Origin of the sequence: Rhizobium sp. CF142, from assembly GCF_000281145.1 — a bacterium.
In the GTDB taxonomy this organism is placed as follows: domain Bacteria; phylum Pseudomonadota; class Alphaproteobacteria; order Rhizobiales; family Rhizobiaceae; genus Rhizobium.
Genome location: NZ_AJWE01000059.1, coordinates 1 through 16,301, shown reverse-complemented (window position 1 = coordinate 16,301; position 16,301 = coordinate 1). Strand labels below are relative to the sequence as shown.

Genomic DNA, 16,301 nt, shown 5'->3' with positions numbered 1-16,301 from the left:
GATCTGCAGGGCTTGACGTGCTCTGAATTCCGCGCTTTGTGCCGGATCCAATCGCAGGCGACTTCCTCGTTATTACGATTGTTTTGATAATACGTGCAGACAGTCGAAAGAATGCTGGGGCAGTAGAAGTAGATGCCTGACAAGAAATCGGGAAGGCCGACGACTCCGGTCGAGGTGGCGGTGGTTGACCGCTCAGCCACCACAAGGCGCCCAAATGCTCCCCGCATGACTGGGGCGAGTGTTCATGTATCTTTGGCGGGCGAGATCGGCCTCCGAATCGTGCGCGGTGACTATCCGCCCGGCACGATCCTGCCAAACGAGGCAAAATGGTCGCAAGTCTTTGAAGTCAGCCGGTCGGCGGTGCGCGAAGCGATCAAGATGCTGATGGCCAAGGGCTTGCTTTCCTCCCGCCCGAAAATCGGCAGTTGGGTCGAGCCCAAGGAACGTTGGAACCTGTTGGATCGGGATGTATTGGGCTGGTATGCCGCATCACCCGATCGCGAATCGTTTCTGAGGACCGTGCAGGAACTGAGGCATATCATCGAGCCGGAAGCGACCGCGCTTGCTGCTGAGCGCCGAACCGAGGAGCAAATGAACGCGATCAGCCAGGCCCTGCATGATATGGGTCACGCGACATCACTCCAGCAGCGAACAGAAGCCGATGCGCGATTTCACATCGCGATCTTGAGCGCCTCCGGAAACGATCTGCTGGTGCCGCTCGGTGTATTGATCGAATCGGCGCTGAACCACCTCTTCACTCATGTCACGCGTGAGGAAGACAATTTGCTATACGTGCTGAAACTTCACGAAAATATTGAGAAAAGCATCCGATTGCAGCGACCGAACATGGCGCGCAACGCAGTCCGTAAGGTGCTGGCAAATACAGACCAAATCATAGCACGGTGGTCACGATAGAAATTTGTATCCTGTCCGGCTGAGGGATCGGTCGCCAGTCCCGGGTGCGTATCTTGAAATAGCGCCTAATCACCGACGGAAAAACCCGCTCTCAAGCGGGCTTTTTGTTGGCCAAGAGCTTAAATTTAAAACCCGTTGCTTAGGAGGCCAGCGCTGTGGCCCCGCGCGGCGATCTCGCCATCAGCCGCGCATATGCGATGGCTGACAGCATATTGACGTGGTTGGCGCGGCCGGTTCCGGCGATGTCGAAGGCGGTGCCATGATCGACCGAGACGCGGTCGATCGGCAGGCCGAGGGAGACGTTCACGGCGGTCTCAAAAGCGACGAGTTTGATCGGGATGTGGCCCTGGTCATGGTACTGGGCGATGACGAGGTCGAAGGCGCCATTATAGGCACGGGCGAAGACCGTATCGGCAGAGATCGGGCCGACCACATCGATACCCTTGGCCTGGGCGAGCTCGACGGCAGGTGCCAGGAATTCCGTGTCTTCGGTTCCGAAGAGGCCGTTTTCGCCGCAATGCGGGTTGAGACCGGCAACGGCGATGCGGGCTTTCTTGCCGAGCCGCATGAAGTGATTGTGGCCGGCTTCGATCGTTGCCAGCACGCGCTCAGTCTTGGCCCGTTCGATCGCACCCTTCAGCGAGATGTGGGTGGAGACGTGAATGGTGTTCAGCCGCTCGGAGGCGAGCAGCATAAAAGAGCTCTTGGAACCGGTCAGATGCGCCAGCAGGCCGGTATGGCCATCGAAATGATGGCCGGCGAGGTTCATGGCTTCCTTGTTGATCGGCGCCGTGACGATGACGTCGGCTTCCTTCGACATTGCGAGATCGACAGCGCGGGCGATGTAGCGAACGGATGCGTCGCCTGCGACCGGGCTGACCTTGCCGATTTCGGGGAGGGGGGCGCCAAGCGCCACCTCATCGACGGCGATGGTGTTTCCGTCTTCGGAGGCGGAGGGGCCAAAATTAAGGCTGACGTCGGTGGCGCGCGCAGCGCGTTCCAATGCTTCGGCATTGCCAACGATGACGAAATCGCGCCGTTCGGCGGCCGGCAGTGCAGCCAGCGCCTTGACGATCACTTCAGGGCCTACGCCGGCGGGGTCGCCGAGGGTTACTGCGACTTTTGCATTTCTGTCCATCAGTCTAATTCCTCTTGAAAGCCCTGCCTCAATAGGCTGCTTCGTAGATCGAGCGTATGTCAGTGCGCGTCAAGTCGCGCGGGTTGTTATCGAGCAGCCTGCGGATCGCGAAAGCATCGTCGGCCATGGCGTCGAGATCGCTTTCCGGCACACCGAGGCCGGAAAGCGTCATTTCGATGCCGAGTTCGGCGCAGAAGGCATAGGCCGCATCGAAGACCGATTTGACGGTATCGGATGTGTCGTAGCCAAGCGCTTCCATGACCGCCTTCGTCTTTTCCGGCACGGCCGGCGTGTTGAAGGCGAGAACATGCGGGAAGATCAGTGCATTGGCCGCGCCATGGGCGACATGCCAGCGGGTGCCGAGCGGATAGGCGAGTGCATGGCCGCCAGCGGTATTGACTGGGCCAAGGCAGAAGCCGCCATAGAGTGAGGCCAGCGAAAGCCCGGCACGGGCTTCGGCATCCGAGCCGTCGCGCACGGCTCTTGCAAGATACTTGCCGACGAGCCGCGTTCCCTCGATCGCATACATGTCGATCATCGGATGCGCCTTGCGATTGGTGAAGGCCTCGACGCAATGCGCCATCGCATCGACGCCGGTTGCCGCAGTGGTTCTGGCGGGAACGGAGAAGGTCAGCGACGGGTCGATGACGGCGATATCAGCGAGCATGTGAAGGCTCTCGACCGCGAGTTTAGCCTTGGTCTCGGGGTCGGTGACGAGCGCGCGGATGCCGGCCTCGCTGCCCGTGCCCGATGTGGTCGGCACCTGCGCGAGCGCTGCCTTGCGCGCCCTCTGCACCTTGTTCGGGCCGACAACTTCGCGAAGCGTCTGCTGCGAGCCGGCAAGCACGGCAGCGAGCTTGGCAAGATCCATGGCACTCCCGCCGCCGAAGCCGACGATAAGCTCAGCCTGTGTCGCTTCTGCCGCGGCGAGCACTTTGTCGAGATTGGCAATATCCGGCTCGGGCGTCACATCAGAGAAGACCGAAACCTCACCCTTCAGCTGCAGCACATCGATGCGTGCGGCATTGAAAGCATCCGAGATAACCAGCGTTCGCGAATAACCCTTGCCGGCCGCCCAGGCGCCCAACTTCCCCGCAGTTCCGACACCGAACTCGATCAGGTGTGGCCGGACAACGGTAATAGGTGAATCCAAACTGACCATATACGGTCCTCCCCGATGCGTGACGGACTTGACCGTCAATGATGTAAATTTGTTATCCTGTCCTATCGTTTTTGGCAAGAATGAATGAGGGTTTTTCTCATCTGTCGATCAATTCTCGGCAAATTGAGGGTATTTTCTATGTTTCTTTTGTTGCTTAAGCAGTTGATATATAATGATTATTATTGCAGCGCGACAATGGGCTCGTCTGGTTGAGCCAGCTTGCCAATCGCTTGTCGTGTATTTGTAAAAATAAGGACGTGCATGGGGAGGCCGAAGTGTTCCATACATTCGGCCTCCCCGCACTTGCGATTGCTTCTAAGCAATTGATTCCAATGGAAGACGCACATATTTGATGGCGCGTCGGTAATAGGTATAGGCTACATGCAGCGCGCCATCCGGTCCCTGTGTGATGGAGGGATAGGAGAACTCGCGATTGAGCATATCCTTCGAATTGTTGCTCAGGCAGTAACCGTCGCCGGTATCGAGATCGAACTTGCGCTCGAAATAACCGCCTGTATCGGTAGAAACCGCAAGGCTAAGCGGCGCGCGCGGGACACCCCAGATGGCCTTTCTGGCCGGCATGCTCGAAATTTCCGCGACAGGCGCCTTGTCGCTTTCGATTTCGTCATAGAGCGAGTGGCGCCGCGCATCGGAGGACGCAGCGTTGCTGTGGTTGTAAACCATCGCTATTCTCCGGTCCGTCAGCCCTACGGCCTGGATCGAGGAGTTATTGTTAGGCAGATTGGTCGGCTCCGGCGCACTCCAGGTCTCGCCTTGGTCTAATGACAGCGAGGCGCGAATATTCTCTGAATAACGATCGCGGAAGAAGGCGATCATCCTATCGCCCTCAAGCGGCACGATATTCATGTGCACGGCGCCCAGGCTGCCTTCTATCTCCTTCATCTGCCAGCTCTTTCCGCCGTCGTGGGAGATCAGAACGCCTGCGGTGTCGGCATCGCCGCTCCAGCGCTGACCGGGCAGGCTGATGCAGCGGAAGATGGGAAGTAACCAGTCGCCTTTGCCATTTACGACAATCTGCTGGCGCACGAAGGTGCCGGGCAGGTCGCAGAGAATGGTGGGCGGCGCAAAACTCTTGCCACCATCTTCGGAGATCCGGCATTTGACAACTGCGCCATCCTGATCGCCAGATGTCTGCGAGGTGTAAAGCAGCCAGACCCGACCATCCGGTGCATTGAAAATCAAGGGATTCTGTTCGGATTTTGCCGGATCGTCAGACATTTTCTCCGGTTCGGACCAGCAATCCGTGCCGGGCGCCAGCCGCGACATGTAAATCGAGATGTCGCCCATGCCTTCCATCGTGCCGCCAAACCAGACGCAGGTCAGCGTGCCATCGGCCAGAAAAGCGAGATTGGCGGCATGGTTCTGGATGCAGGGAGAGGGCAGATAGGCGTCAAAGCGGTCAGTCTGGGCGGTATTTGCCCTGAGGACACCGTCCATCAACGCCGGAATGTCCTCGGGCTTCAAACCTGTCGTTTGCATGGCATCCTCCTTTACGGCAGCTTTGCGTAGCCTTCGGCGAGTGCCGCATATTCGGCATCATTGAGCGGCACCAGCGGCGGGCGCGTGCGCCGCCAGCCGGCATTGCCGGTCTTCAGGCCGACCATGGCCTTGATCGTCGGGATCTGGACATAGGAGTTCGACAGGGTGCGGAAGGCATTGATGCGTGCCTGCGCAGCCTCGACGTCGGTGCTCTTTGCCTCGTCGTGGACATGGTCGTAGACCGTGCGCAGCGAATTTGCGACGAGGTTCGAGGTCGCGGTAATGCAACCGGCGCCGCCGGCCTTCAGGAGCGGCAGCAGCAGTGGGTCGGCACCACAGAGCACCGAGAAGCCAGGGCAGGCTGCGATGATCGCCTGCATGTTGTTGAAATCGCCTGCAGATTCCTTGATGCCGACGACCGTTTCCGGAAAGGCTTCGACCAGCCGGCTGATCAGCGGAATGGAGAGTGGAACGCCTGAGACCTGCGGGATATGATAGAGGATCACCTGCAGCCTGGTATCGCCGATCTTCTCCAGGATCTGCGCATAGGCAGCGAACAGCCCCTCGTCGGAGACGCCCTTGTAGTAGAAGGGTGGCAGCATGACCACCTTGGTAACGCCGAGCGAAAGCGCATGCTTCGTCAGTTCGACCGTCTCGGGAATGGCGACGACGCCGGTGCCCGGCAGCAGTTTGTCGGCTGGAATGCCGGCCTTCAGTGCCGCTTCGAGGATCACGCGGCGTTCGGGGGAAGAGAAGGAATTGGCTTCGCCCGTCGTTCCGAGCAGTGCCACGCCGTGGCAGCCTTCTTCGATCAGCCGCTGGCAATGTTCGGTGAAAAGGCCGAGATCCGGGCTGCTATCGGTATTGAGAGGGGTGGTGGCGGCGCTATAGACGCCTGTAATCTTGTGATTGCTCAAAGTATCCTCCTCGTCAGACCGGGCCTTCCCGGCACGTTCCTACGCTGTCGTATTCATCTCAATGTGGTGCAGTTGTCAATCTTACAAATTTGAAAACTCCGCGTGCTAATTTTTAAGTTATTGATTTTACAAACTAAATAATTGATATCTTCGCTTTTAATCTTTCGTTCGTTATTTTTCATTGACAGATTTACATTATCGCGCAAATGTCAGCGCCATATCGCGCAGCTTCGGGGAGGTCTTTCGAAAGGCGCGCTATTTGCCATGGAGGAGCAAATGACAATTGGTAGTGACCAAAACTTTTCGCAGATTTCCCGTCGCGAAGCGCTGAAGCTCGGCCTTGCGGCCGGTGTCGGCTTCTCGCTCTTCGGTGCGAGCGCGCGCATCGTCATGGCGCAGGACGGACAGGTCCTGAAGGCCATCAATCCAGCCTTCGACCAGGACTGGTCGCCGCTGCGCGGTGGCGGCAGAACCTTCCGCTGGAACTCCTTCTGGTGGGCATCGCCGATGTATTTCGACGCCGAGGGCAAGATCCAGCCTTACGTCTTCATGAGCTGGGACTCGCCAGACAAGAAGGTCTGGACGTTCAAGATCGACCCGAAGGCAGTCTTCTCCGATGGCAGCAAGATCACCGCGGCTGATATCAAGGGCTCCTGGGAAGTTTCTTCGATGCCCAGTACCAAGAACCAGCGCGTCGACCAGGTGCTGAGCAAGGTGCAGGGCTACAAGGAAATCTCTGCCGGCGCCGCCAAGGAGCTGACCGGCGTAACAACGCCCGATGAATCGACGATTGTCTGCACGCTGACGCAAGCAGATCCGATCTTCTTCATGCGCCTTGCCAATCACATCGTCCCGATCACCAAGGCCGCCCAGTCGCGCGGCAGCGACGGTGAGGAAGTGGCCGATTGGTACAAGCCTGATAGCAGCGCCGTCTATTCCGGTCCCTTCAAGCTGACGGCCCTTGATATCGATGCCGGCACGCTGACCTTCGAGCCGAACGAGAAATTCTTCGGACCGAAGCCGAAGCTCGCCCGCATCGAGATCAGCTCGATCGAAGACAACGTGACTGCGACCTCGCTGATCAAGTCCGGCGAATACAATGCTCACACCGAGCTCGTCACTTCGACGATCATCCAGGATCTCGGCCCGGAATTCTCTGCCGGTCCGCTCATCCCGACCAGCCAGCATTTCTGGTTCAACACGTCGCGCGCGCCGATGGATGACCCCAAGGTTCGCCAGGCGCTGATCATGGCCGTCGATCGCGACGGCCTGTTCAAGGCGTCCTATCCGGATGGTCCGCACAAGAAGGCCGACCAGATCCTGAACTCGGTTCCGGGTGCAGATAATTCCGGCTTCGAGCCCTATCCGTATGATCCGGCAGCGGCCAAGAAGCTGCTGGCGGAATCGAGCTATGGCGGTCCGGAGCGTCTTCCGAAGCTGCTGTTCGTCGGCATTTCCGGCCCGGCGATCCAGGCGGCCGCTCAGTTCATCGCCGAGCAGTGGCGCCAGAACCTTGGCATCACCGCCGTCGACATGAAGCCGCAGCAGGACGCCTATGCGGGCCCGGACCAGAACTCGGTTCAGATCTTCCGTGATGACGTCGGTACGCGTGTTCCCGATGCGGTCTCCTATCTCGCCGGTTCGATCGCCTCCACCTCGTCCAACGCCCAGAACAAGCTCGGCGGATACAAGAACGACAAGGTGGACAGCCTGCTTGCCGAAGCCGCAACCAAGGCTGCCGACGATCCCGATCGCGTGAAGCTCGCGCAGGAGGCCCAGAAGGCCTTCCGCGACGACTGGGCTTTCCTTCCGTGGTACTCTCAGGCGATGTCGCGCTGGGCAACCAAGGAGGTCAAGGCAATGGAAAAGAACCTCGACTGGCAGGTCGTGGCTCCCTGGGATGTTTCCATCGGCTGAGCCGATAGCAGGGCCGCATGATGCGGCCAAAGCAGCGGCGCGAAGGCCGAAAGGCCTTCGCGCTATATTTCAAGAAGAACCGGCGGCTGCGGCCCTCCCGCGGGAATGCGCCGGGCAAGAATGGGAGGTGGCCTTGCTACGCTATGTGCTCACGCGGTTTGCCATCTGGATTCCGTCTGTCCTGGTCGTGATGATGGCCGTCTACGCGATGGCTTTTTATGGTGCCGGCGATCCGATCAAGCTGATCTTCCTTCGCGCGCCCGGTGACGTCGCCTACAACCCGCAGCGTATCGAGGCGATCCGCGAAAGTGCGGGTCTCAACAAGCCCTTCATCGAGCAGTTCGGTCTTTACATCTGGAACCTCCTGCACGGGCAGTTCGGCAATTCGCTGACGTCAGGCCGCTCCGTCTGGGCAATGGTTTCGGCAGCTGCTCCCGTCTCTTTCCAGCTTGCGCTCTGTTCCATCATCCTGACGACGGTCGTTGCGATCCCGCTCGGTATGATCGCCGCTCTCAACCAGAACAACCGCGTCGACTACACGATCCTCGGTACGGCGCTCTTCCTCTGGGCGATCCCGGCTTATGTCGCAGGTCCGCTGCTGATGGTGGCGCTGATCGTGCTGCTGCCGATGATCAAGGTGCCCTATGGCTGGGGCGGCGTCTTCGACGTGCGCATCCTTCTGCCACTCATCGTGCTCTCCTTCCAGCCGATCGCGCTGATCGTGCGCCAGACGCGCGCCGCCGTCATCGAGGTACTGTCGGAGGATTTCGTTCGCACCGCGCGTGCCAAGGGCGTGCCGGAAATCGTGGTGGCGCTGAAGCATATCCTGCGTCCGGTGCTGACGCCCGTTGTGACGCAGCTTGGCCTCATCATGATCACCATCGTCAACGGCGCCATCTTCGTCGAGCTCGTCTTCGGCCTGCCGGGTCTCGGCCGATTGACCGTGCAGGCGCTCACCAATTCCGATTATCCCGTTATTCTCGCGATCACCCTGATCGGATCCTTCCTGGTCATGGTGTCGAACCTGCTGGTCGATGTGCTCTACCCGCTGCTCGATCCGCGCGCCAATGATTCCAGAAGGAGCCGCTGATCATGTCCGCTATTCCTCTTTCGACGATCGACACGGCCGAGGAGCCGCCGGTCAACCTGTGGCGCGATGCCTGGCATCGCCTGAAGCGCAACAAACTTGCGATCTTCGGCCTGATCGTGATTGTGATACTCGCCTTCACGGCGATCTTCGGCCCCGCGCTGACGCCCTATGACTATCTCAGCCAGGATCTCGCCTCGCGAAATGCGCCGCCGTCGCTGGCCCATTTCTTCGGTACTGACGATCTTGGTCGCGACGTCTTCAGCCGTATTGTGTTCGGTACGCGCACGGCCTTTCTCGTCGCCGTCATCGTCACCTTCATCGCGGTGCTGATCGGGCTTCTGCTCGGCGCCATTGCCGGCTTCTTCGGCAATCCCTACGACCGGGCCATCATGTGGCTGACCGATGTGACAATGTCGGTGCCGAACTTGCTCCTGGTCGTCGTCATCAATGCATCGTTGAAGACGCCGATTACCAAATGGATGGAGGCGCAGTATCTCGCGACCCTCAATCCCTTCTATCGTCAGACCGTCTGGGTGGATTTCCTGCTGGTCTTCGGCTCGATGGCGCTGATCTCCTGGCCGCCTTATGCGCGCCTCGTCCGCGCCCAGGTTCTGTCGATCCGCAATCGTCCTTACGTCATGGCGGCACAGGCGCTAGGCCTTTCCAACTGGATCGTCATTCTGCGCTATATCGTGCCGAATGCGCTTGGTCCGCTGATCGTTTCCGTCAGCGCCGGCCTCGGCACTGCCATGGTGCTGGAAAGCGCCTTCAGTTTCCTCGGTGTCGGCGTCAATCCGCCAACCCCCAGCTGGGGCAACATGATCTCGGACGGCCTGCGCGTCTGGCAGCATTATCCGCATCTCCTCGCCGCTCCGGCGGCCGTGCTCGGCCTTGCTTCGGTAGCCTTCAGCTTCCTTGGCGATGGCCTCAACGACGCACTCAATCCGCGGGGCAGCAAATGATGAACGCAACCACCAATGAACGCCTGCTGGACGTGAAGGATCTCACCATCGAGATCGATACGCGCCGCGGCCCCGCCGTCGTCGTCGATGGCATCGATCTCTACGTCAACAAGGGCGAGACGCTTGGCGTCGTCGGTGAATCCGGCTGCGGCAAGAGCCTGACGATGCTGAGCCTGATGCGGCTCCTGCCGAACAAGATCAAGGTCACGAAGGGTTCGGCGACGTTCGACGGCCGCGACCTGCAGAAGATGTCGAACGGCGAGTTGCGCAAGGTGCGCGGCGGCGATGTCGGCTTCGTCTTCCAAGATCCGATGACCTCGCTCAATCCGGTGATGCGCATCGGCGACCAGATCTGCGAGCCGCTGATCTATCATCGCAAGATTTCGAAGGCGGATGCCCGTGCGCGTGCCGTCGAGCTTCTGCGCCTTGTCGGCATTCCCGGGCCGGAAGAGCGGCTGATGGCCTATCCGCATGAGCTTTCCGGCGGCATGCGCCAGCGCGTGATGATCGCGATCGGCCTTGCGTGCAATCCGAAGCTTCTGATCGCTGACGAGCCGACCACCGCGCTCGACGTGACGATCCAGGCGCAGATCGTCGATCTGGTGAAGGATCTGCGCGCCAAGCTCGGCATGTCCGTCGTCTGGATCACCCACGACCTCGCGCTGATTGCGGGTCTCGTCGATCGCGTCGCCGTGCTTTATGCCGGCACGGTCGTGGAAGATGCGCCTGTGGACGAGCTTTATGCTCGTCCCAGCCATCCCTATACGCGTGGCCTCTTGTCCTCGATCCCGAAGCTTTCGGACGCGCCAGCAAGTCGCCTGTCCTCGATCGGCGGCACGCCGCCGGAGCCCGGCCGCCGGCCGAAAGGCTGCCCCTTTGCGCCACGCTGCCCGCTGGCCGAAGCCGTCTGTCATGAGCGTGTGCCGCGGCTCGAGCCGATTTCCGGTAACAGCGCGCATCGCGCTGCCTGTTTCGTCGTCCAGAGAATGCAGGAGGCTGCGTGATGGGTGCTCAACCGCTGCTGAAAGTCGAAAACCTCGTCAAGCATTTCCACGTCAAGCTCGGTGCTTTCGGCGAGCGCTCGGCGACCGTCTATGCGCTCGACAATGTCAATCTCGAGATCATGGAAGGCGAGACGCTGAGCCTCGTCGGCGAATCCGGCTGCGGCAAGTCGACGACCGGCTTCACCATCCTCAATCTCTACAAGGCGACCAGCGGCAAGGTGGTCTACAAGGGCCAGGATCTTGCGACGCTCGATGAAAAGCAGATGCGGCCCTTCCGCCGCGACCTGCAGATCGTCTTCCAGGATCCCTATTCGACGCTGAACCCGCGCATGACGGTCGGCGAGGCGATCGGCGAGCCGATCCTCTTCCACAAGCTTGCCACCAAGGCCGAGCTGAAGGACAAGGTCGCGGCACTGCTCACCGATGTCGGCCTGCCGACACGTTTTGCCCAGCGCTATCCGCATGAGCTCTCGGGCGGTCAGCGCCAACGCGTGGTCATTGCCCGCGCGCTTGCCTGCCAGCCGAAGTTCATCGTCTGCGACGAGGCGATCTCGGCGCTTGACGTTTCGATCCAGGCGCAGATCATCAATCTGCTGCTCGACCTGCAGGAAAAATACGGCCTGACCTATCTCTTCATCGCCCATGACCTGGCCGTCGTGCGCCATATCAGTACGCGCGTCGGCGTCATGTATCTCGGTCGTCTGGCCGAGCTTGCAACGCGCGAAGAGCTTTTCGACAATCCGCTGCATCCCTATACGAAGGCGCTGCTGTCGGCCGTGCCGGAGACCGATCCGCAGCTTGAGCGCACGCGCAAGCGTCAGATCCTGCAGGGTGATGTGCCAAGCCCGCTGAATCCGCCGACAGGCTGTCGTTTCCATACGCGCTGCCCGATCGCCATGGAGGTTTGCAGCAAGGTCATTCCGGAATGGAAGGAAGCAAAGCCCGGCCATCTCGTTGCCTGCCATGCCGTCAATCCGGGGCAGACTTCATGACGCTGAAAGTCGCCATCATTGCTGACGACCTGACTGGCTCGCTCGATACGGGCACTCCCTTCGTGGAGGCCGGGCTGTCAGTCGCCGTGGCGATCGATGTCGAAGCGGCCGGCAAGGCGCTGGAAACTGGCGCCGAAGTCGTTGTCGTCAATACTGCTTCGCGCGGGTTGCCGGAAGCGGATGCGGCCGCACGAGTGCGGGCCGTTGCCGAGACCCTGCGCGCCGCCGGGTCGGCCATCTTCATGAAGAAGATCGACTCCCGACTGAAGGGCAATGTCGCAGCCGAAAGCATTGCGCTCGCCGATGTGCTTGATCTCAAGACAATCCTCATGGCGCCCGCCATTCCCGATCAGGAGCGGATCACATATCGTGGCTGCGTGGTCGGGCGCGGTGTGGAGCATCCCTTGCCGATAGCCGGCCTCTTCGCAGGGTCTGGCCGCGACGTGATGGTTGCCGATGCCGAAGACGATGCCGATCTCGATATTGTCGTCACGGAGAACGACTGGCTTTCCACCCTTGCCGTCGGTGCCCGTGGTCTGGGTTCCGCCCTGGCGCGCCGGCTCGGCGGAACTGCGCGGCTGATGCCGGAATTTCTTGCGACGCGAAAAACACTCTTTGCCTTCGGCTCACGGGATCCGATCACTTCCGGGCAGATGGATCGTCTGGAAGCTTCCGGTGCGCTGCGTGTCGTCGTGGATGCGCCGATGGGCGTGGTCGAAAGCGGCGAGGGCCTAGCGCTGCCGGTGCTGATGCGCTGCACGGGCGAGATGAACAGCGATGCCGCACTCGTTGCCACTCGCTTTGCGCAGGGCGTGAAATCGGTCATAGATGATACGAACCCGGACATGATCATGGTGGGCGGCGGCGATACTGCGCTTGCCGTTTTTCGCGAACTGGGCGTTTCGGTCCTGTTGCCTAAGGGGGAAATCGAGGCCGGTATTCCGTGGTTCGACGTGACCGGCGTCAACGGGCGGCAATTCCGGTGTGCCGTCAAGTCGGGGGGCTTCGGCAATTCCGATAGTTTGCTAAGACTGATCGTTCGGAATCAGGCGGCTTGAGCGAATGCCAGCAGGGAGAATGAGAGTGGATGAAGCGAATGGCGGATCGGTGAATCCGGAAGCGGCGCCAGCAGCCCGGCCAGGCAGGGCCGTGAAGCTGGTCGACCGTGTCTTCGATCAGCTGATGGAGCGTATCCGCGCCGGCAACTATCCGCCGGATTCACGCCTTCCGGGCGAACATGAACTTGCCTCACTGCTGGGCGTCTCGCGCCCCATCGTGCGCGATGCGCTGGCGCGTCTCAGAGAGCAGGGGATTGTCTATGCAAGGCAGGGGGCCGGCACCTTCGTCAGCGCGCATGGCTCGCCGACGGCGCAGCTTGCCTATTCGCCGGTCAAGACGATCGCCGATATCCAGCGCTGCTACGAATTCCGCCTGACGATCGAGCCGGCTGCCGCCTATTTTGCCGCCAAGCGCCGCGACGATGCCGCGATCCAGAAGATTGCCGCAGCCCTTGCGGATCTGCGTGAAGCGACAAGTCATCAGCTACACCGGGTGGATGCCGACTTCGTCTTCCACCGTGCCGTCACCGAGGCGGCCAACAATCACTATTACACCGCTTCCATGGATGCGCTGAAAGCGCATATCGCCGTCGGCATGCATCTGCACGGGCTTTCGCTGCTCGGCCCGCGGCCGGGCCTGGAGCAGGTGTACCAGGAGCATAACGAAATCTACAAGGCGATCGCCGAGGGCAGGGCGGAGAATGCCCGTGACCTGATGCGCGCTCACCTGGAGGGTTCACGCGACCGTCTGTTCGAAGGACGCGTGCTCGATCTGTCCTTCTGAGGAAGCCCGGCTTCGGGATGTCGAGGCTCATTCCTCGAATAAAGCTCGTTCCGTCGCGAACATCTTGGTGATGTATTCGGCGACGGTCCGGATCGGCAGATCCTTGCGCTGCTGGCGTCGGGTGAGAAGCCAGGCTTCCCGCGGCGGTGGGACGAGCTCGAGCGAGCAGGTATAGAGGTTTTTTTCCGTGCGACCGATGTAATGCGGCAGGAGTGCCAGACCTGCTCCTGACTTGGCAGCCATCGCCTGGGAAACCTGATTGTTGGCGCGGAAGGACACACGCGCGTGCGAGAAGTGGCGGGCCAGCCAGATCGCCTCGGGCACATAGCCGTTCACCTCGTCAAATCCCACAAAGACAGGTTCCGCGCCGTTTTCGACTTGCCGGCAAACCTCCTGCGTTCCGTAAAATCCGTATCCGATCGTCGCGAGCTGCTTGGCAATGAGATCGCCGTCCTGCGGTTTTGCCAGGCGTATGGCGATGTCGGCCTCGTGGCGTTCAAGGCTTATGGTGCGCAGGTCAGTCGCAAGGTCGATGTCGAGGCCCGGATAGTGTTTGGTGATTTCCGCCAGACGGGGGATCAGGAAGCCCTGCGAGAGTGCGGGCGAAGCGTTGATGCGCACCAGGCCTTTCGGCGTGTTATCCTTCCAGCCCCGTCCGAGCGTCTGGACGGAGGCTTCCATATCGCTTGCTGCGGTGAGTGCGCGGGTTCCGGCGGGTGTGAGCACATATCCGTCGGGGCGGCGCTCGACCAGTTTTTCGCCGAGCGTTTCCTCTAGTGAATGAAGCCGGCGGGCAATCGTTGCGTGGTTGACGCGCAATGTGCGGGCCGCCGCTGACAGACTGCCATGTCGCCCCAATGCGAGGAAGACCCGGATGTCCTGCCAATCGGGCTCTGTGCGTTTTTTATCAGCCATTGGCAAAGAATAGCGAATTTTTCGCAGAAGGGAACGGGACTAAATAGGAGGCGACCTCGAAACAGAAAGGTTGCCGACATGACCCCTTCCAATCTTAATCTCACGCTTATCGGCGGGCCAACCGTGCTGATCGAATACGGCACGCTCCGGCTTCTAACCGATCCGACCTTCGACCCGCCGGGCCTCTACAAGGAAACGCCGGTCCGTTTCGAAAAGACCTCCGGCCCTGCCTTGTCGGTCGAAGAGGTCGGTCGCCTGGATGCGGTTCTTTTGAGCCACGACCAGCACTTCGACAATCTCGACAATGCCGGCCGGGCAATGCTCCCTGAGGTCGGCACCACCTTCACGACGAAGGCTGGAGCGGAACGGCTGGGCGGCAATGCGCTGGGCCTTGCACCCTTCGAAACCGTCACACTGGAAGGCGCCGGCGGCGAGAAGCTGCTGGTCACGGCAACACCCGCCCGCCACGGCCCTGTCGGTATCGAGCCGATTTCCGGCGATGTAGTCGGCTTCGCTCTCGGCCGCGAAAAACCGGGCGACCTTCTCTACGTGACCGGTGACACGGTCTGGTATGAGGGCACGGCCGAGGTTGCGCGGCTCTTTTCTCCCAAAGTCGTGCTGTTGTTTACGGGCGCTGCCGAGCCCCGTGGCCGCTTCCATGTGACGATGGGCAGCGAAGACGCTCTGGAGGCGGCGCACGCCTTCCCGAACGCCCTCCTCGTATCCGCGCATAACGAAGGCTGGGTGCACTTCCGCGAAACTCAGGACCAGCTCGCGCATACGTTCTCGGTCTTCAACCTGAGAGATCGCCTGAAACTCTTCGAAAAAGGCAAGCCACTCGCCGTCGACCTGACGGCCTGATCACCTCTCAAACATGGCGCAAAGCGCCATCTTCCAAGGAGACATGTCATGAGCAATGAACAGAAAGTCGCAATCGTTACCGGTGCCTCGCAGGGTATCGGTGCAGGCATCGTCGAAGCCTATCGCAAGGAAGGCTATGTCGTCATTGCCAATTCCCGTAACATCCAGCCTTCGTCCGATGCAGGCATTGTCGCAGTACCCGGCAGCATCGGCGAGCGTGGCGTGGCCGAACAGGTGGTCAAGACGGCCATCGAGCGTTTCGGCCGTGTCGATACGCTGATCAACAATGCCGGTATCTTCATCGGCAAGCCGTTTACCGATTACACGGTTGAAGACTTCAACAACGTCATTAATGTCAACGTTGCCGGCTTCTTCCACGTCACGCAGTTTGCCATTGCCCAGATGCTGAAGCAGGGCCATGGTCACATCGTCCAGATCACGACGGCCCTTGTGGATCAGCCGATCGCTGACGTTCCCACGGGCCTTGCGACGCTGACCAAGGGCGGTCTCGACGCCGTCACCCGCGGGCTTGCCATCGAGTATGCCAAGAGCGGTATTCGCGTGAATGCGGTGGCGCCTGGCATCATCAGGACGCCGATGCATGCGCCGGAAACGCACGCCTTCCTCAGCGCTCTGCATCCGGTCGGCCGCCTGGGTGAGGTGAGCGAAGTCGTCGACGCCGTGCTCTATCTCGAGCGTGCCGGTTTCGTCACCGGCGAGACGCTGAATGTCGATGGCGGCCAGCACGCCGGTCGCTGGTAGGAAGGAAACGGACTGGGCGCTGGACGGCGCCCGTCCTTCAAGGAGAACGACAATGCCTTATGTGAATATCAAAGTGACGCGTGAAGGCACGGCTCCGGGTGCGACCAGCACGACGCCGGAGCAGAAGGCCGCCTTGATCAAGGGTGTCAGCGATCTGCTCTTCGACATCATGGGCAAGCCGCATGACTCCACCTTCGTCGTCATCGATGAAGTCGAGATGGAAAACTGGGGTGTCGGCGGTCTGCCTGTGCCTGAATATCGCAAGCAGCTTGCGGAAAAAGCCGCAAAGCAGAAATAGTGTCGTGGCGGCCCGCAAGGCCGCCA

16 protein-coding genes are annotated in these 16,301 nt (G+C 60.5%); 11 read left to right on the top strand and 5 right to left on the bottom strand.

Going from position 1 to position 16,301, the window contains the following annotated elements; translation table 11 throughout:
* Positions 1-132: 132 nt before the first annotated feature.
* Positions 133-915 (top strand): FadR/GntR family transcriptional regulator, encoded by a 783-nt coding sequence (locus PMI11_RS14780; RefSeq protein WP_007818337.1) that lies wholly within the window; start codon positions 133-135, stop codon positions 913-915.
* A gap of 139 nt (positions 916-1,054) precedes the next feature.
* On the opposite strand, the gene pdxA is transcribed toward PMI11_RS14780, so the two are convergent.
* From pdxA to PMI11_RS14760, 4 genes are all read right to left on the bottom strand, one after another.
* Positions 1,055-2,053, bottom strand: a complete 999-nt coding sequence (pdxA, locus tag PMI11_RS14775) for a 4-hydroxythreonine-4-phosphate dehydrogenase PdxA (RefSeq protein WP_007818334.1) — start codon at positions 2,051-2,053, stop codon at positions 1,055-1,057.
* Between the two features lie 28 nt (positions 2,054-2,081).
* Positions 2,082-3,215, bottom strand: a complete 1,134-nt coding sequence (locus tag PMI11_RS14770; protein ID WP_007818332.1) for an iron-containing alcohol dehydrogenase — start codon at positions 3,213-3,215, stop codon at positions 2,082-2,084.
* A gap of 315 nt (positions 3,216-3,530) precedes the next feature.
* Positions 3,531-4,715: a sialidase family protein gene (locus PMI11_RS14765; RefSeq protein WP_007818331.1), complete on the bottom strand. Its 1,185-nt coding sequence runs from the start codon at positions 4,713-4,715 to the stop codon at positions 3,531-3,533.
* Between the two features lie 11 nt (positions 4,716-4,726).
* Entirely contained in the window at positions 4,727-5,632 is a 906-nt protein-coding gene (locus PMI11_RS14760; protein WP_007818330.1) for a dihydrodipicolinate synthase family protein, read from the bottom strand.
* A 276-nt stretch (positions 5,633-5,908) separates the two neighbouring features.
* On the opposite strand from PMI11_RS14760, the gene PMI11_RS14755 reads away from it, so the two are divergent.
* From PMI11_RS14755 to PMI11_RS14725, 7 genes are all read left to right on the top strand, one after another.
* Positions 5,909-7,549: an ABC transporter substrate-binding protein gene (locus PMI11_RS14755; protein WP_007818329.1), complete on the top strand. Its 1,641-nt coding sequence runs from the start codon at positions 5,909-5,911 to the stop codon at positions 7,547-7,549.
* Between the two features lie 133 nt (positions 7,550-7,682).
* Positions 7,683-8,639 (top strand): ABC transporter permease, encoded by a 957-nt coding sequence (locus PMI11_RS14750; RefSeq protein ID WP_007818328.1) that lies wholly within the window; start codon positions 7,683-7,685, stop codon positions 8,637-8,639.
* A gap of 2 nt (positions 8,640-8,641) precedes the next feature.
* Positions 8,642-9,601 carry an ABC transporter permease gene (locus PMI11_RS14745; protein WP_007818327.1) on the top strand — a complete coding sequence of 320 codons (960 nt, stop codon included), beginning with the start codon at positions 8,642-8,644 and terminating at the stop codon, positions 9,599-9,601.
* Positions 9,598-10,605: an ABC transporter ATP-binding protein gene (locus PMI11_RS14740; protein WP_007818326.1), complete on the top strand. Its 1,008-nt coding sequence runs from the start codon at positions 9,598-9,600 to the stop codon at positions 10,603-10,605. The genes PMI11_RS14745 and PMI11_RS14740 overlap by 4 nt, the downstream gene beginning before the upstream one ends.
* On the top strand, positions 10,605-11,597 hold the full coding sequence (locus PMI11_RS14735; RefSeq protein WP_007818325.1) for an ABC transporter ATP-binding protein: 993 nt from the start codon (positions 10,605-10,607) through the stop codon (positions 11,595-11,597). Before PMI11_RS14740 ends, PMI11_RS14735 begins: the two co-directional genes overlap by 1 nt.
* On the top strand, positions 11,594-12,655 hold the full coding sequence (locus tag PMI11_RS14730) for a four-carbon acid sugar kinase family protein (RefSeq protein ID WP_007818324.1): 1,062 nt from the start codon (positions 11,594-11,596) through the stop codon (positions 12,653-12,655). The genes PMI11_RS14735 and PMI11_RS14730 overlap by 4 nt, the downstream gene beginning before the upstream one ends.
* Before the next feature lie 25 nt (positions 12,656-12,680).
* A complete protein-coding gene (locus tag PMI11_RS14725) occupies positions 12,681-13,439 on the top strand; it encodes a FadR/GntR family transcriptional regulator (RefSeq protein WP_018115140.1) in 759 nt (252 codons plus the stop codon).
* A gap of 27 nt (positions 13,440-13,466) precedes the next feature.
* Here PMI11_RS14725 and PMI11_RS14720 read toward each other — a convergent pair whose 3' ends face one another.
* Positions 13,467-14,354 (bottom strand): LysR family transcriptional regulator, encoded by an 888-nt coding sequence (locus PMI11_RS14720; RefSeq protein WP_007818319.1) that lies wholly within the window; start codon positions 14,352-14,354, stop codon positions 13,467-13,469.
* Positions 14,355-14,432: 78 nt separating this feature from the next.
* Between PMI11_RS14720 and PMI11_RS14715 the strand changes: the two genes are divergently transcribed.
* From PMI11_RS14715 to PMI11_RS14705, 3 genes are read left to right on the top strand one after another with little or no spacing between them, the layout of a single operon-like run.
* Positions 14,433-15,215, top strand: a complete 783-nt coding sequence (locus PMI11_RS14715) for an MBL fold metallo-hydrolase (protein WP_007818318.1) — start codon at positions 14,433-14,435, stop codon at positions 15,213-15,215.
* A gap of 48 nt (positions 15,216-15,263) precedes the next feature.
* On the top strand, positions 15,264-15,977 hold the full coding sequence (locus PMI11_RS14710; RefSeq protein ID WP_007818316.1) for an SDR family NAD(P)-dependent oxidoreductase: 714 nt from the start codon (positions 15,264-15,266) through the stop codon (positions 15,975-15,977).
* Between the two features lie 52 nt (positions 15,978-16,029).
* Positions 16,030-16,275: a tautomerase family protein gene (locus PMI11_RS14705; protein ID WP_007818313.1), complete on the top strand. Its 246-nt coding sequence runs from the start codon at positions 16,030-16,032 to the stop codon at positions 16,273-16,275.
* The last annotated feature ends 26 nt before the right edge of the window (positions 16,276-16,301 follow it).

Coding starts and splice junctions, on each gene's coding strand:
- PMI11_RS14780 (WP_007818337.1), top strand. CDS start 133: ATGCCTGACAAGAAATCGGGAAGGCCGACGACTCCGGTCGAGGTGGCG.
- pdxA (WP_007818334.1), bottom strand. CDS start 2,053: ATGGACAGAAATGCAAAAGTCGCAGTAACCCTCGGCGACCCCGCCGGC.
- PMI11_RS14770 (WP_007818332.1), bottom strand. CDS start 3,215: ATGGTCAGTTTGGATTCACCTATTACCGTTGTCCGGCCACACCTGATC.
- PMI11_RS14765 (WP_007818331.1), bottom strand. CDS start 4,715: ATGCAAACGACAGGTTTGAAGCCCGAGGACATTCCGGCGTTGATGGAC.
- PMI11_RS14755 (WP_007818329.1), top strand. CDS start 5,909: ATGACAATTGGTAGTGACCAAAACTTTTCGCAGATTTCCCGTCGCGAA.
- PMI11_RS14745 (WP_007818327.1), top strand. CDS start 8,642: ATGTCCGCTATTCCTCTTTCGACGATCGACACGGCCGAGGAGCCGCCG.
- PMI11_RS14740 (WP_007818326.1), top strand. CDS start 9,598: ATGATGAACGCAACCACCAATGAACGCCTGCTGGACGTGAAGGATCTC.
- PMI11_RS14735 (WP_007818325.1), top strand. CDS start 10,605: ATGGGTGCTCAACCGCTGCTGAAAGTCGAAAACCTCGTCAAGCATTTC.
- PMI11_RS14730 (WP_007818324.1), top strand. CDS start 11,594: ATGACGCTGAAAGTCGCCATCATTGCTGACGACCTGACTGGCTCGCTC.
- PMI11_RS14720 (WP_007818319.1), bottom strand. CDS start 14,354: ATGGCTGATAAAAAACGCACAGAGCCCGATTGGCAGGACATCCGGGTC.
- PMI11_RS14715 (WP_007818318.1), top strand. CDS start 14,433: ATGACCCCTTCCAATCTTAATCTCACGCTTATCGGCGGGCCAACCGTG.
- PMI11_RS14710 (WP_007818316.1), top strand. CDS start 15,264: ATGAGCAATGAACAGAAAGTCGCAATCGTTACCGGTGCCTCGCAGGGT.
- PMI11_RS14705 (WP_007818313.1), top strand. CDS start 16,030: ATGCCTTATGTGAATATCAAAGTGACGCGTGAAGGCACGGCTCCGGGT.